This window comes from Limnohabitans sp. (assembly GCF_046052765.1).
Classification (GTDB): Bacteria; Pseudomonadota; Gammaproteobacteria; order Burkholderiales; family Burkholderiaceae_C; genus Limnohabitans.
The window spans coordinates 1-14,600 of the sequence record NZ_JAVLFQ010000070.1; the positions used below are offsets into that span (position 1 = coordinate 1).

14 protein-coding genes and 1 pseudogene are annotated in these 14,600 nt (G+C 49.7%); 11 read left to right on the plus strand and 4 right to left on the minus strand.

Annotated features, from left to right (window positions below; genetic code table 11):
* Positions 1-135: 135 nt before the first annotated feature.
* The 3 genes from AC9UG7_RS10790 (at position 136) to AC9UG7_RS10800 (ending at position 2,289) form a co-directional block, all read left to right on the plus strand.
* Positions 136-534, plus strand: a complete 399-nt coding sequence (locus AC9UG7_RS10790) for a hypothetical protein (protein ID WP_509587564.1) — start codon at positions 136-138, stop codon at positions 532-534.
* A gap of 424 nt (positions 535-958) precedes the next feature.
* On the plus strand, positions 959-1,717 hold the full coding sequence (locus tag AC9UG7_RS10795) for a hypothetical protein (protein ID WP_509587567.1): 759 nt from the start codon (positions 959-961) through the stop codon (positions 1,715-1,717).
* A 56-nt stretch (positions 1,718-1,773) separates the two neighbouring features.
* Positions 1,774-2,289, plus strand: coding sequence for a hypothetical protein (locus AC9UG7_RS10800; protein WP_509587569.1), 516 nt, complete (start codon positions 1,774-1,776; stop codon positions 2,287-2,289).
* Between the two features lie 55 nt (positions 2,290-2,344).
* Here the strand turns inward: AC9UG7_RS10800 and AC9UG7_RS10805 are convergent, their stop codons facing one another.
* The gene (locus tag AC9UG7_RS10805; protein WP_509587572.1) at positions 2,345-2,548 is read right to left on the minus strand and encodes a cysteine-rich CWC family protein; all 204 of its coding nucleotides are present in this window, start codon (positions 2,546-2,548) and stop codon (positions 2,345-2,347) included.
* A gap of 46 nt (positions 2,549-2,594) precedes the next feature.
* Positions 2,595-2,978 carry a hypothetical protein gene (locus AC9UG7_RS10810; protein WP_509587574.1) on the minus strand — a complete coding sequence of 128 codons (384 nt, stop codon included), beginning with the start codon at positions 2,976-2,978 and terminating at the stop codon, positions 2,595-2,597.
* Positions 2,979-3,430: 452 nt separating this feature from the next.
* Here AC9UG7_RS10810 and AC9UG7_RS10815 point away from each other — a divergent pair, with 452 nt between their 5' ends.
* Genes AC9UG7_RS10815 through AC9UG7_RS10845 form a run of 7 tightly spaced genes read left to right on the plus strand, consistent with a single transcriptional unit; the run spans position 3,431 to position 13,365 of the window.
* The gene (locus AC9UG7_RS10815) at positions 3,431-5,986 is read left to right on the plus strand and encodes a tetratricopeptide repeat protein (RefSeq protein WP_509587576.1); all 2,556 of its coding nucleotides are present in this window, start codon (positions 3,431-3,433) and stop codon (positions 5,984-5,986) included.
* The gene (locus tag AC9UG7_RS10820; RefSeq protein WP_509587578.1) at positions 5,983-6,261 is read left to right on the plus strand and encodes a PqqD family protein; all 279 of its coding nucleotides are present in this window, start codon (positions 5,983-5,985) and stop codon (positions 6,259-6,261) included. The genes AC9UG7_RS10815 and AC9UG7_RS10820 overlap by 4 nt, the downstream gene beginning before the upstream one ends.
* Positions 6,258-8,432, plus strand: coding sequence for an ATP-grasp domain-containing protein (locus tag AC9UG7_RS10825; protein ID WP_509587580.1), 2,175 nt, complete (start codon positions 6,258-6,260; stop codon positions 8,430-8,432). The genes AC9UG7_RS10820 and AC9UG7_RS10825 overlap by 4 nt, the downstream gene beginning before the upstream one ends.
* On the plus strand, positions 8,416-9,813 hold the full coding sequence (locus tag AC9UG7_RS10830) for a type III PLP-dependent enzyme domain-containing protein (protein ID WP_509587582.1): 1,398 nt from the start codon (positions 8,416-8,418) through the stop codon (positions 9,811-9,813). The genes AC9UG7_RS10825 and AC9UG7_RS10830 overlap by 17 nt, the downstream gene beginning before the upstream one ends.
* Positions 9,814-9,819: 6 nt before the next feature.
* Positions 9,820-11,454 carry an urea transporter gene (locus tag AC9UG7_RS10835; protein ID WP_509587584.1) on the plus strand — a complete coding sequence of 545 codons (1,635 nt, stop codon included), beginning with the start codon at positions 9,820-9,822 and terminating at the stop codon, positions 11,452-11,454.
* A 2-nt stretch (positions 11,455-11,456) separates the two neighbouring features.
* The gene (locus AC9UG7_RS10840; RefSeq protein ID WP_509587586.1) at positions 11,457-12,296 is read left to right on the plus strand and encodes an SIR2 family NAD-dependent protein deacylase; all 840 of its coding nucleotides are present in this window, start codon (positions 11,457-11,459) and stop codon (positions 12,294-12,296) included.
* Positions 12,297-12,309: 13 nt separating this feature from the next.
* Positions 12,310-13,365: a methyltransferase gene (locus tag AC9UG7_RS10845; RefSeq protein ID WP_509587588.1), complete on the plus strand. Its 1,056-nt coding sequence runs from the start codon at positions 12,310-12,312 to the stop codon at positions 13,363-13,365.
* Here AC9UG7_RS10845 and AC9UG7_RS10850 read toward each other — a convergent pair.
* A pseudogene (locus AC9UG7_RS10850) lies at positions 13,362-13,481 on the minus strand (cyclase family protein); the annotation flags it as partial. The gene AC9UG7_RS10845 and the pseudogene AC9UG7_RS10850 sit on opposite strands and share 4 nt — an antisense overlap.
* Positions 13,482-13,534: 53 nt before the next feature.
* Between AC9UG7_RS10850 and AC9UG7_RS10855 the strand changes: the two are divergent.
* A complete protein-coding gene (locus AC9UG7_RS10855) occupies positions 13,535-13,882 on the plus strand; it encodes a hypothetical protein (RefSeq protein WP_509587591.1) in 348 nt (115 codons plus the stop codon).
* A 77-nt stretch (positions 13,883-13,959) separates the two neighbouring features.
* Here the strand turns inward: AC9UG7_RS10855 and AC9UG7_RS10860 are convergent, their stop codons facing one another.
* Positions 13,960-14,367 (minus strand): hypothetical protein, encoded by a 408-nt coding sequence (locus tag AC9UG7_RS10860; RefSeq protein ID WP_509587593.1) that lies wholly within the window; start codon positions 14,365-14,367, stop codon positions 13,960-13,962.
* Between the last annotated feature and the right edge of the window lie 233 nt (positions 14,368-14,600).

The window sequence follows — 14,600 nt, forward strand, 5'->3', positions numbered from 1 at the left end:
GGAAGCAAAGGACGGCCAAGTGCTCGACGCCAAGGCCATCTCTGCAGAGATCGTTGATGCTGGCTACGACGTGGTCAAGATCGAGACTGTGCTGCAATCAGTTGCCGAGATCAAGGCTGAATTGAAGAGCCGTAAATGAGTGCAGACGGCATGGCTGAATCCCGAAGTGGCTTATGGTCCTCTTTGGCCAGCCTTTTCGCAAGTTCAAGCACGTTGGTGTGCTGCGCAATTCCTGCTCTCTTGGTGGCCCTTGGGGCAGGAGCCGCACTTTCTTCCTTTGTGTCCCTATTTCCGCAGGTGGTCTGGTTAAGCGAACATAAGGAGCCACTTTTCGGCTTTGCTGGCTTGATGATGATTGGCAGTGGCGTATTGCAGTGGCGAAATCGAAGTGCGCCTTGCCCCATCGATCCAGCTTTGCGCGATGCGTGCTTGAAGACACGCAAGACCGCTAGTTTTGTGTATGCATCCAGCGTTGGATTTTATCTCATTGGGGGATGGTTTGCGTTTATACAGCCATGGCTCGGCGAGGTGTAAAAAATACGATCTATGAAACTTATCAAGCATTACCGAGCCGAATTCCTCGGTTGCCTCTACATGGCATCAACACGAAGAATTTCAAATGATGCTCAAAAAACAAAAATGGGCTTGTAAGACCTGTGTTTGTTGGCTCCTCGACCTGGGCTCGAACCAGGGACCTACGGATTAACAGCGTAGGAAGCTGTAAATTTATCTAATAAAAACATATAGTTACAAGTCTATTTTCGCGGCGTGTAACCAAACGTGTAACGAAGAAATTTGCTTGATTTTTCCCCTCAGGCATACAAACGGCGCGATGATGTACCTGCAAATCTCAAAAGAGATTGGTCATTGATTGAAGACGCGTATGCTTGTATTGCCCAAAAATTACGGAAGAAATAAAACCAATAAACTTTACTTATTTCTTCAGTGAGGGTGTCCTTTGCCTAATCGTCTAAATATTGAACATGTCACGGATAGACGGATAGAACATCTGCTTGAAGACAGCAGTATTGATTCAGTGATTGCAGACAGTGAGGACGGATTCTGTCAATTAGGACAGGCGAGAGAGTTTCTTTCTAAAGAACTTGGCTACCCTGACACAAGTCTTGGTCGATGGATGGAAGGCGGACATCCTGATTTGCTAGAGCCAAGTATCGGTCAATTAGCTGATTGGTGTCGCGCTAGATCTCCAGAAATCACCCTTGCTGTAATTCCTTCCCGTCGTATCGATACGCAGCTAAAGGGTCTAATTCTGTCACCCTACGATGGATCTCAGTGCTACTTGCAATTTGCTAATGGTGAATGGAGTAGGCCTCATAGAGATTTCATGTACAGCGTTACATGGGAATCCCTTTATCAAGCTGTTCATAGGTTAGGTGCTAAGCATCCAGCACTGATGCATTTGTCTCGAGTAAGGACTTGGAAGAGCCAATATCAGTGGGAATTTACTTACTGCCAAGTGGAGGCAGCTCTAAATTTCCATGATCAATTTCAAGGGTTTAGCAACTTGACTTTCTGGGACCCATATCCTGGTAATTGTGTTACTGAAGCTATTGAGTACTTTCAGAAAGGTAATAATCGATCTCCACATCGACCTTTTACTCATTTTTCCACTGAGCAATGGGGTATCAATTTTGTAACCATAGATTGGCTTAAAGGTAAAAACTTGAGTTTCAACAATCGTGCTATCAGAAAATAATATATTTAGAAATTTTTTAATTTAATATTGATCAACAAAAAATGAGTTGAGAAAAAATGGATGATGTTTCACGCAATATCGATAGTATCTGGATAGGAGAAAAATACGCAGATAAATACGTGCTGGTTTTAGGAGAGTCCTGGTATGGTGACTACATTGATAACACTGACAGCGGTTATGTAAAAAACTTTCTAAATGGTTTGGAAAAGGACAGTATGTATACACGTATGGCTAATGCTTGTCTGCCAAATATTGTGCAAAGAGATGAAAGAATAAAGACTTACTGGAATTTAATTGCCTTTACTAATTTTGTTGGAAGAGTTGGCGACAATCGAAAAAATAGGCCTTCTGACCTTGAATATAAAAATTCTCAAAAGAGACTTGAAGATATCTTAAAAAAACTTAATCCGAAATATGTCTGGATCCTAGGTATTGAACAGTCAAAATTTTCTGCACCTGTAATTAAGGATGCCGGAATTCACTTTGAAATTACTGCTCATCCAACCTCATATGGTTTATCCAATGAAAAACTAGGAAATTCCTGGAGTACTTTGATGTCTAAAGGTTTGTAATTTATTTCTATTTAGTTCGACTCTGGGATCAGGACTCGAACCAGATTTCAACAATTTAAGCCACTGTTCCAGCGCATTTTGCACATATGCAGGCCTTGCCCTTGGCTGCATCAGGTACTTGCTCCATCACAGCAGGTGTAAAAGCTGCGTCCATGCACCAGCAGCGCTCAGGCTTGCTGCCAGTTGCTTTGGCCTTTTCCATGGCACACGCATTGGGTTCATGACAGATGGGGCAGCGAGTTGGATCAATTGAGAGCATTTGTACCTTTTTGATTTGAGGATGTGACTCTTTGTTAACAGACTGTTTATTCGTTCGAAATGAATGACTTTAAGGCAGCCAGTGACTTCTTTTTTGAGCCACAGTAGTAGAAGTTATATGAGGACGACATGCCCGGCATGCCGTCATGCGAAGAGCTTAATTCAGAGTCTGCAAGGGAATCAACTTCTTGAAGCAGATCGTCAAAGGGCTCTCTCTCGTCGAAATCTGGATCGTCAGCAGATTCAATAATCTTTGACCAGCGTGCATTAAACGCATCGTAAAGCAGGCCACCTTCAGCATGGCGAAAAGTTAAATCTACCATCAGCAAGAGATGATCACAGCTATCCGTTGTCTTGCAAAAGGGGCAGTGGATTTCACCGTTCTCATCTTCATCGGACTCTTGGCCGTCTTCATTGTCGTTATTGCTCATATCACCTTCCGTTACTCATTTTCTTTTTGTGTAATCAGGATGTATATCTGACTTGATCAAAAAAAGTTCCCATAGGCCACCAGGCATTATTCGTTTCCCTGATTCCCACCACTGCCAAGCACGTGTGGTTACGCTGACCATAGGCGCACCATGACGCAAACAAGCCCAAGGCAACGGTATGAAACAACCTTTTTTCCACCCGACCCAGCACCTGACACCAATCTGGCTCGTGAAATTCCATCTACAACTCCGAAATCTAAGCGTCTATCTTAGCCTTCTCACAATCACCTCTTGAATTGCTAAACATAAACAGCAATAAACATTATTTTTTTTCGGCGTTTCTCACAAATATACACATAATTTTAATATTATTGCTTGTTTTAACAATTTTGACTTGGTTACCCGTTTACATTCGTGTCTGAATTATTTGCCCCTCCACTGAAGGACTTTCTATGAAATTTGTTCGTACCACCCTTGTCGCCGCTCTTTTGACGGTAGGTTCCATTAGCTTTGCAGCTGAACCAACCCCTTATGAAAAAACTGCCATTGTCAAAGATGCTTGGAGCGCCTACTTCAAGGGGGATCTAGAGGGTGCTTTGAAAGCATTTGACGCCAAAGCCTCTGATGCGAAATCCCAAAAGAATGCCGCCGCTGCCGACGGTCGTGGCTGGACCTTGTTGGCCATGGGTAAAACATCGGATGCGCGTAACGCTTTCAAAGAAGCGCTCGCCATTGATCCCAATTTTTCTTATTCCTACAGTGGTCTGTACTCCGCCGAAGGCCAGTTGCTTGTGCCGTACCAAAAAGCTTGGGGCCTGGTGAATCTGGGCCGCTTCGACGAAGCCACAACTTATTTCAACCAAGCCAAAAAAGAAGCTCCTGAAGACCTGCAATGGTTGGTTGACGATGGCTTTGGCTGGATGGCCTATTACAAAGGCGACTCAGCAGGCGCTGAAAAGATTTTCAAAGACGTGGTCGCGAAAAACCCCAAAGCCTATTTGTCTTTGACCGGTTTGGGCACCATTGCCGTGAAGAAGAAGGACTATGCCGCTGCAGCCTCAAACCTGAGCCAGTCTTTCAAACTCAATCCCTACCAAGCATTGGCTTCTTACACCACCAACGCCGACACCCTCCTAAACGCAGGTCAATTCAAAGAAGCCAAAGAGATGTTGCTGATGGGCGAATACGCCTACCCTTACTCAGCAGACCTGTACTATTTGATTGCTCGCGCCAGCGATGGACTGAAAGACGAAAAAACCGCGCTCTCAAGCTTGAGCTATGCCGCAAGTTTGGCGCCTTTCTACATCGACCCCGTGTTTGACAAAATCAAATTGACAGGAAAAGCCAAGCAAACCGCTTTGTTGTCTATGGGATGGTCTTTGTATTACGGTGGTTCTGCTGCTGCGGCCATCAAGCGCTTCGATCAATACGCACAAGCTGGTGGAACCGAGGTCAGCGGACACTTGGGTACAGGCTGGTCACAACTGGCATTGAAAAAATACCCTGAAGCCACCAAAGCTTTTGAAGCAGCCGGTGACAACGCCGACGCCTTGGCCGGTTTGGGCTGGGTGGCAATAGCCAAAAACGACTCAGCCGGTGCTGAGAAATTCTTCAATGCTTCAATCAAGAAGGTTCCCTTCTACGCTTCAGCCAGCTCTGGCTTGGCCACTTTGCAATTCGGCAAAACCGCTTTGGTCAAAGCCGGCTGGGAAGCTTATTTCAAAGGCGACCTCAAAGGCGCTTTGGCTGCATTCAAAGCCAAAGAATCTGAAGCAAGCTCTGCGAACAACCCTGCGGCGTTGGACGGTATGGGTTGGACACAGTTGGCCATGGGTGAGCCCAAAGCAGCCAATGCTTCTTTTGCAGCTGCTTTGAAAATTGACGCCAACTACTACTCAGCACAAAGCGGCGTGATTGCGGCCAAACGTGCTGATTTGGTGATTTACAACAACGCTTGGGCCAAGCTCGAAGCCGGTCAGTTCGATGAAGCCAAGGCCAAATTCGAACAAGCCCGCGCCGAGATGCCTGCTGACATCAAATGGTTGATTGAAGACGGTTTGGCATGGATGGCTTTCTACAAGAAAGACTATGCTGGCGCGCAAAAAGCATTTGCTTCTATCGTCTCAGCCAACCCCAAGGCCTATTTGTCGCACAAAGGTTTGGGCTATGCACTGACCGAACTCAAGCAATACGAAGCTGCCAGCAAATCACTGGTGACTGCTTACAACTTGGCACCTTACCAAGGTGTGGCCGCTTTCACCGCACCCACCGTCAAAATGATCGATGGCGGCGCGTTTGTGGATGCACGTGAAGTATTGAAACTCGGCGAGTTGATTTACCCCTACTCCGCTGACATTCAGTTCCTGCTGGCTCGCGCCTACAACGGCTTGAACAACCAAGCGGATGCAGACAAGAAAGCCTTGGCCGCTGTGTCCTTGGCACCTGCCTACATCGATCCAGTGTTGGGCAAGCTGAAAATTTCTGCCAACATGATGCCGGCTGTTCTGTCTACTTTGGGCTGGGGCAACTACTACGTTGGCAATTTTGAAACCGCCATCAAGCGTTTTGAAGATTCGGACAAAGCAGGTTCCAAAGACCCCAACAACGGTCGCGGCATGGGCTTTACGTATTACCGCATGGGCAAGTACAAAGAAGCTGTGCCTTTCCTTGAGGCCGCTATGGCGCTGGAACCCAAGACCCTGTTGCCCATCCCCCGTAACAAACCCGTACCTGGCTATCCTTACTCTTTTTGGTATGTGGAGTACACCGCTGGCTCTATCTTGGGCTGGGTGAATTACCGTCTGGGCAATGCAGACAAAGCTGAGAAGCTGTTTGCGGCCGAAGTCAGTCGCAACCCTTTCAGTTTGGACGCACTGTCTGGTTTGGGTTTTGCCAAAACCTTGCAAAAAGACAAAGCCGGTGCCACAAAGTACTTCCAAGAAGCTTTGAAAGTCAACGCCACCTACGGTGACGCTTTGTTTGGCTTGGAAGAGTTGAAGAAGCTTTGAAACCAGCCGTCAGCTTAAAACTGCGCAGCCGCATCAACCTAGAGCCTGATGACGAAGGCGAATGCGGCATGCTGTTTGATACCCAGACCGCGGTGATTTGCGCATGCAACTCATCCGGCTGGGTGTTGGTTGAGGCGATGAAAAAGGGCTCGGATGTGGCCCGCTTAACCGATCTTTTGACCCACCAATTTGATATCGATGACGATACCGCACGCAAAGACGTTGTGTCCTTGGTGAAAGAACTGCGAACGCTGGACATGCTAGAGGCTAAATGAAATCGAAACCACTGAGGGTGGCGTTAACTGGTTGGGGGGGGTTGGATAATCCGGAGCCTGGTCTGGCAGTGGCAAGAGCCCTGCGTGACCACTGGAATGGTCCTCTCGAAATCCTTGGCTTGGTTTACGACGCTTGGACCACTGGCGCTTGGGCCCCAGGTGTAGCCAATTCCGTTCACATCATTCCCCCGATCGTCAATGGTGACTTTGCAGCGCTCACGCGCATTTTGCAAATCCACAAAGAGCATCCCATTGATGTGCTTTTGCCGTGTCTGGACTTAGAGGTACCTCTTTACGCCCGTCTGGCCAAGCGCTTGCTGCGCGAGGGTATTCGCACATTGCTGCCCGACCCCGACGACAGCTTCAAAATCACTAAGCCCCAGCTCTACTGGTTTTGCTATTCCAACCAAATCGTCACGCCCAAAACCACCCATGTGGTGGACATCTCTTCGGTGGCTTTACATGCCGATTTGTTTGGCTATCCCCTGTGGGTCAAGGGCACAGTGGCAGGCGCCAAAAGGGTGTACAACGCCCACCAAGCTGCCTACGAAGCGAGTTTGCTCGCGGCCAAGTGGGGCGGCGGCGTACTGTTGCAAGAAGCCATCGAAGGCTCGGAACATGTGGTGTCCATGGTGGCGCGGGAGGATGGTTCGTGTCTAGCCATGACCATGATGCGCAAAATTGGCCTCAATGCCCGAGGCAAAGGCATGGTGGGCTCGGTGGTGGAAGACCCCAGCTCGCGCAAACTGGCTTTACATATTTTGTCTAAGCTGAATTGGCGCGGCCCGCTAGAGCTTGAGTTTGTCCGATCGCAAAGCAATGGGCAGTTTTATTTGCTAGAAGTCAATTGCCGCTTCCCATCTTGGGTTTACCTCACGGCTCTGGCCGGCGCCAACCAGCCCATGGCCTTGGTCAAAGAGATATTGGAGCCAGGTAGCAGAGCGCCCAAGCAAGCCCAAATCGGCGCCATGTATGCGCGGGATGTGCAAGAAATGGTGGTGCCTGCCTCTTCAATCGTTAAGTTAGCCCGTACCGGCTCCTGCGATGTTCCTGCCCCAGCCATCATGAAGTCCCGCCGTGGCGATGTGTCGGTGGCGGTCACAGGTATATCAGCACTGGAGTTGACCCAACCCGGCTTGGGTGTGGGGCGCAGTTTGCGTGCCGCGCCTGAGGTGGCAAAAGTCATTGGTCTTGGTTATGTCTCCACAGACACGGGGTTGTTTCGCAAAGAAATCTTTGATGTGTGCGCTCGGATGCCTATCGAAGAGAACGAAGACAAGCCCGAACGCTGCGATGAAGCCACCTTGAACCGACTGCTGGCGATTCAAAAGGCCCATGGCCTGGACATGGTCATCCCTAATTTGGATGTGGAGATTGCTCGTTACCAACGTCTGTCCAGCGAATTGCGCTCGCACGGTATCCATACTTTGCTGCCAACACCCGAAGCTACCGAAAAGCTCAGCAAACAAGGTCTCATCAAATTGAGCAGTCGCAGTGGTCAAGTTGATTTTGACTTCCCTGCTACCGTGGTGGTCAGCAGCAAAAAAGACCTGCAAGCCGCATGGAAACGTTTTGGCTCACCGATGATGATCAAAGGCTTGGATTCATTGGCGACCAAAGTCTTTAGTTTGGAACAAGCCGAGTTGGCTTTTTCTCGCTACAATGAATTTGGCGAGAGCAAAATCATTGTGCAAGCCGTGGTGTATGGCGAAGAGTTCAGCATTGGCGTGGTCTGCGACAGCAACAGCGACTTGTTTGATGCCGTCCCCCTAAAGAAAACCGTGATGTGCGAGCGCGGCAAAACCTGGTCGGGCCTCAAAGTAGATATGCCAGATGTGATGCACCGCTTGGCTGGTTTATTGAAAAAGGTGGGCTGGCAAGGTCCCGCGGATGTGGAACTTATCCGTGACATCACCACCGACCGTATGATTCTGATTGAGGTCAATCCGCGCTTCCCCGCTTGGATTGGTTATGGTCAATTGGTCAACAGCAATTTGCCGCGGGAACTGATGCTCAAAGCTTTGGGACGCACACCCCTTGCTACACCCAAGAGTCCCGCTTTGGACAAAGATCTGGTGTTTTTACGCACTGCCCAAGAAATTTCAGCCAGCGCCAGCGCCATGGCCATGTTTATTAACCGAGGTGAGATCCGTCATGCTAGTAGCCGTTAAAAAGAAATATGAAACACCTCGCTTGGAGCAATTAGCTACCCAGCAAGGCATGCAAAAGCACCGTGTGCATGAAATCAAATCGGAGGACGGCGAATTCGATGAGATGGGCGACGTCCATGAACTGCTGGCTGAGTTTGGCTCACCGCTTTACATCGTGTCCGAAAAAGCGGTGCGCACGCTTTATCGTTCTTTCCGCGATGCATTTACCGCCCCAGGCATAGACACCATCATTGGCTATTCCTACAAAACCAATTACCTGCCTGCTGTATGCGCCATCTTCCAACAAGAAGGCGCATGGGCCGAGGTGGTCTCTGGCATGGAATACGACTTGGCCCGTTCGCTGAATGTGCCGGGACATCAAATCATTTTCAACGGCCCCTATAAAAAGCCCGATGAACTCATCCGCGCCATCACTGAAGGGGCGCTTATCAACGTCGACAGCTTCGACGAGCTTGATGCATTGGCAAAGATTGCCAAGCAATTAAAGAAAACAGCGCGTATTGGTTTGCGCATCAACTTTCAGCATGGCGAGCAGTCGTGGACCAAATTTGGTTTCAACCACGACAACGGCGATGCGGTCGAAGCACTCAAGCGGGTGAAAAAAGCAGGGACTTGTGTGAGTTTGGAAGCCTTGCACAACCACTCAGGCACTTACCAAGTCAATCCTGACATTTACGCCCGTACTGCCCAAGTTCTCACCAGCGTGGCGAAGAAAGTGATTGAACTAGGCTTGCCCGCTGTGCGAATCGCTGACTTCGGAGGTGGTTATCCCTCCAGCAACCGACTCAAGCCTGCATTTGAATCCGTTGAACTCGGCGGCGGTGCTGGCCGTCACTTGCAACCTTTTGCAGACGCCATCATTGGCGGCTTGACCAAAGCAGGCAAAGCATTTGGCGAACGCCCTACCTTGATGCTGGAGCCAGGTCGTGCTGTGATTGACTCTGCCATGAAGATGGCCTGTACCGTGGTTTCGCGCAAATCCATACCGGGACGCGGCGATGCGGTCATCGTTGATGCCGGCGTCAACCTCTTGCCTACCGCCTATTGGTATGACCACGGTGTAGAGGCTTCTGCGTTTGACGATGAAGCTGCTGTGATGGGATCTCAACCTGTGTCTGTTTTCGGACCTTTGTGCATGCAAATCGATGTGCTGCGCGAACGTGCCATGCTGCCCCCTATGTCTTTGGGATCCTCATTGGTGGTCTCCAATGTGGGCGCTTATTGTTTGACCCAATCCATGCAGTTCATTCAACCGCGACCTGCTGTGGTCCTCTTGGGTAAAAACGGGGCTGAGGTGATTCGTCGCCGCGAAACCCGTGAAGACATTTTTGCGCTTGACTCGGTACCCAAGCACCTCAAGAACAAAGCCCCTAAGGCTTAAGCACCTATGCTGGCGGACACCAAAACGCCTTGGCAAACCTATGCAAGCGCTTGGCTGAACGCGCAGGCGCAAGTGGTGTTTCTCAGCACCCCTTTGCAAGGTTTTTTATTTCTAGTGGCCCTGTCTTTGTTTTCACCTTGGGGTGCAGCAGGTATGGCGCTGGGCGCCTTGATGGCCTTGTTTATCTGTGCCTTTGTTTTGCGCCAACACCCACTGGAATGGAGCAAAGGCTTTAACCTGTTCGATGGCGCTGTCATCGGCTTGCTGTGGGCAGGTCTGTTGTCACGCGATATGCAATCGGCCATCTTGCTGGCCATGGCGATTGCGGCTTGCTATGCGATGCGCTTCAAGTTGGTCAGCACTGCTTACAGCTATGGCTTTCCTTCTCTGGGCGTGGCTTCTTTGGTCACACTGTGGGCAGCTATTTATGTGACGCTGTATTTTGGCGGTGACTTCTGGTCCATGCGTATGCGCAGCGAACCTGGCACCCTGTCAATGTGCTTGGCAGGCATGTGTTTATTGGCTGCCATGCTGCTGCAAAACGTGCGTGCTGCCTTGTTTGCATTAGCGGGTTCTGGGTTTGCTGCTTTGCTGTTTTACTTTGCACAAGACTACCCTCCTCCTGTTGGCAGCACCATCGTGCTGGGCTTCACAGTTTTTCTGGTGCTGTTTTCTCTTCCAGCCACATTGTTACCAGGTCACGCCAAGGCCTATCCTATGGCGGCGCTGGCAGGCTTGGTGACTTTAGGCCTGGAGTTAGCATGGCCCCATGTGAATACTTTGTCATCGGTGCCTTCGCTGATGGCGCCTATGTTCTTGGGTATTTGGGTGGTATTTGCTTTCTTCAAGATTGAGCACCGCTTGATCTTTCTAGACCCCGGTGTGCAAGCTTTGGCCAAACATTTGCGAGAGGCTTCATCACAAGGTGGGGCCGTGGTGCTGACAGGGGCCGGTATCAGCACCGCCTCTGGCATACCTGACTACACCGGTGGGGACTGGCTGGAAGCCGGTGTGCCATTGGCCACCTACAACTATGCGGGTTTTGTACACAACCGGTACTCGCGTTTGATGTACTGGAATTCTTGCTTCAGATTTTTGAAAACCGCTTCGCAAGCACAAGCTAACCCTGCGCATCTGACACTGACTGCTTTGCAGCAAGCTGGATTTGTCACCACGGTGATCACACAAAACGTGGATGGTTTGCACCAAAAAGCTGGTACCGAGGGTACTGTGGAATTACACGGCAACATCGACCATGTGCATTGCTTGCTGTGTGGCGCATCGAAAACATGGCCCGAACCCGCAAGTTGGCAACACAGCGATGCCTTTTGTGAATGCGGCGGCTTTCTCAAACCAGCCGTCATTGCTTTTGGTGAGGATATTTCTTTGACCACTTGGCTACAAGCGCAACAAGCGGTCAGCACCTGCAGCGTGATGCTGGTGATTGGCACCCAAGCGGCAGTGACTTCTGCATTGGCCTTGATTGAGCAGGCTAGGCAGCGACAAGTCCCCTGTTTTTTCATCATGCCGGGCTACCCTGCCTGCGTGCTGACAGCGAATGACCGTTTGTTGTTTTACAAGGCTGAAAGCTTGCTACCTGCGCTGGCCGATTACCTAGGCTTGTCCAAAGCAAAGCCTTGACCATGTTGGCGCAGAACCACTCAAGCTTGCAAGCCGCAGCCATGGTTTTGCAAGCAGCGGATGGTTTGCTCATCACAGCGGGGGCAGGCATGGGTGTGGACTCGGGTTTGCCAGACTTTCGGGACAGCAGTGGTTTTTGGAAAACCTATCCCGCTTTGGGAGACAGTGGCTTGCAATTCCAAGACATAGCCAACCCCCAAGCATTTGCACGCGACCCTCACCAAGCATGGGGCTTTTATGGTCATCGATTGCAGCTGTACCGCGACACACAACCCCATGCTGGGTTTGGGATATTGAAACGCTGGGCTTCACACACAACCCATGGTTGCTATGTCTTCACCAGCAATGTGGATGGACATTTTCAAAGTGCCGGTTTTGCCTCTCAACAAGTCTATGAATGCCATGGATCCATTCACCAACTGCAATGCTGTACCCCCTGTCAGCACACCACTTGGTCTGCCAACACCATGCATCCTGATGTCGATACACAGCATTGCCTTTGGCGACACGACTTGCCTGCGTGTCCCCACTGCCAAGCTTTGGCACGCCCGAATATCTTGATGTTTGACGACTGGAACTGGGTCGACACTGCTCGTGCAGCTAATGACGCTGCATTGGAGGCTTTTGTAGGCGCCTGCAGGCAGATGGCAGTGATTGAGATTGGCGCAGGCACAGAGGTTTCTACAGTCCGTCATTTTTCTGAACGCATGGCGCAAACCTACCAAGCACCTTTGATACGTATCAATCCGCGTGAACACCACTGTGATTTAAGCGACAGCATTGGCATTGCCATGGGAGCGCAAGCGGCCTTGCAGGCTTTGGATGAGCTGCTGCCCATATGAAAGGTGCGCTTACATGAATCACCCTGAACTGACCCCGCCCGCGGGTTCGTTGCGAGCCATGGATAACCATTTCTACAGCTTCTTAGGTGGCGGTGCACGCTTGCGCCTGCTCGAGATATTCATCGAGTTGCAAATACCTGAACTGTTAGGCCATCGTGGACCTATGCCCGCGCAACAAATTTGTGCGCTGTTGGGACTGAACCTGCACAGGGGATGGAAGTTTTTACATTTGCTTGCATTGACGGGTTTGTTGGAGGAAAAACATGGTGTTTACAGTGGCGATGAAACCCTGTTTGGTTTGTCTACTGACGCCAAATACTATTTCGGCCCAACAGGCAATGAAGGTTTCTTCTACCGCGACTTGGTGGCATTTTGGAAAAAAGTTGCCGATCTGTCTCTCATCGATGTGCTGCGAGGATCGGCTTTGCCAGATGGTATCCATTGGCCCTATGCCACGCCCGATTCGGTCGCACATTTCGAGTATTACTGGATGCGCTTAACCGCAGCAGGCAGTATTGACACCTTGCTGATGTCCAACGCCATGGTCAATGCCCAAAAAGTATTGGACATTGGGGGTGGCGACGGCACAGTGGGATGCGCCTTGTGCAGTGCTTACCCGGAAATACAAGTCACGGTCTTCAATCTTCCCGTGTCAGCAGAACTGGCGAGAACGCACATTGCAGAACGTCATATGAACGATCGTGTTCATGTGCATGAAGGCGATTTTTTCAAAGATGAATTTCCTACAGGCTTTGACCATGTGCTGTTCAACCGCACTTTAGCCGACTGGCAACCTACTGTTTGCAAAATGCTGTTTGACAAAGTTAGACGTTCTATGGCGCCTGGCGCAAAGTTGGTGATCAACGAAGCCATGCTGGAAGGCAACACCGACTTCACCCTTGCATGGGAATTTCGCTATATTTTTTATGATTCGTATGGAAGAGCACTCTTCAAACCCTTATCGGTCTACCAACAACTGTTAGAGGATGCGGGGTTTCGCATCACCCATGTAACACCCATGCGCAATGAGGCGTTTTATTCGGTGATTGAAGCCGAAGTCATGGCTTAAGCTGCCATCAGGGCATCATCAAATATCGCCACCGCACGGGTCCATCCCGCTGAAGCGCCGCGTATCTTGTGGGGAAAGCAACTGATGTAAAAACCACTGGCTGGCAAGACTTCCAACCTTAGCTCAAATCAGTGGCGAAAGATTTGGTCGGCACGATGCCGACGATCGCATGATGGTTGATGCTGCCAAGCTGATATTTGATTTGTCAATTCCTACTGAGGTTTATGGCCATCAAGTAATGTCTTTACCCGATCGCGAAGTTATGTGGGTGCGACGACTTTTTGAAAGAGCAATCGGTGGATTCTTTGCTCATGCATTAGGACCAACTGGCTGGCGAGTTCGCTGTGGCGCAACACAAAAATGGCAGATATCAGAGCAATCAAGTGGTGTGCAAAGACTATTGCCCTCAATGCGGACTGACATCATTCTTGACCAAGCATTAGAAGGAAGAAGACTTGTTATCGATACCAAATTCAATTCAATCGTTTCACCTGTGTGGTTTCGAGAAGAAATCTGAATTCACTGGAGCCAACAAGACTGAACAAGAGAGCTACGGGGCAATGCCGTTTGTGATGCTCTCTACTTGGTGATTTCTCAGAACGCCTTGGACAGTTCAGCCAATGCGATCAATCCATGCGCGGCATCTACTGCTGTATCCGTGCCTTGAATTTCAACCATTACGTTGCGCCGCCAGTTGCGGATCTTGACCTTGACCACGCCTGAATCAGTCTTGATCACGTGTTCAACGTCGTATTGAGGAATTCGTTCTTCATCTGGCAAGGCAGATCGTATGGTCGTACGAAATTGCCTGGCAAGATGTGCATCCAACTCCCACGCTGAGTCTGCTCGCTTGGACAGATCTTTGCTGAGCTTGGCCACAGTCTTCTTCACAGCGGCAGGCTTCATGCCTTTGGATTCAGGTAGGTCAGCAGTCAGATCAACGCCACGATCTAGCTTGCCTTGTACGTTGCTGTAGAAGTCTGCTGCTGTAAGAGCAGTCAAACCCACGCCCTGGTCATGATTGGCGATGTTTCGGCGATCACTTTAGTCACCACTACTCGTATTACAAGCAACCACCAGTAACTCGCAAGCAAGAACGAATGGACAACCAAATGCGCAGGTCGCCTTACAGGTGATTTTTAACCGAACTTGAATCCGTCATTTACATCAAGAAAATTTATCTTTATAAATGAGTTAACAAACTTCAACCTATGAATGCAGGATTAATTGGAATC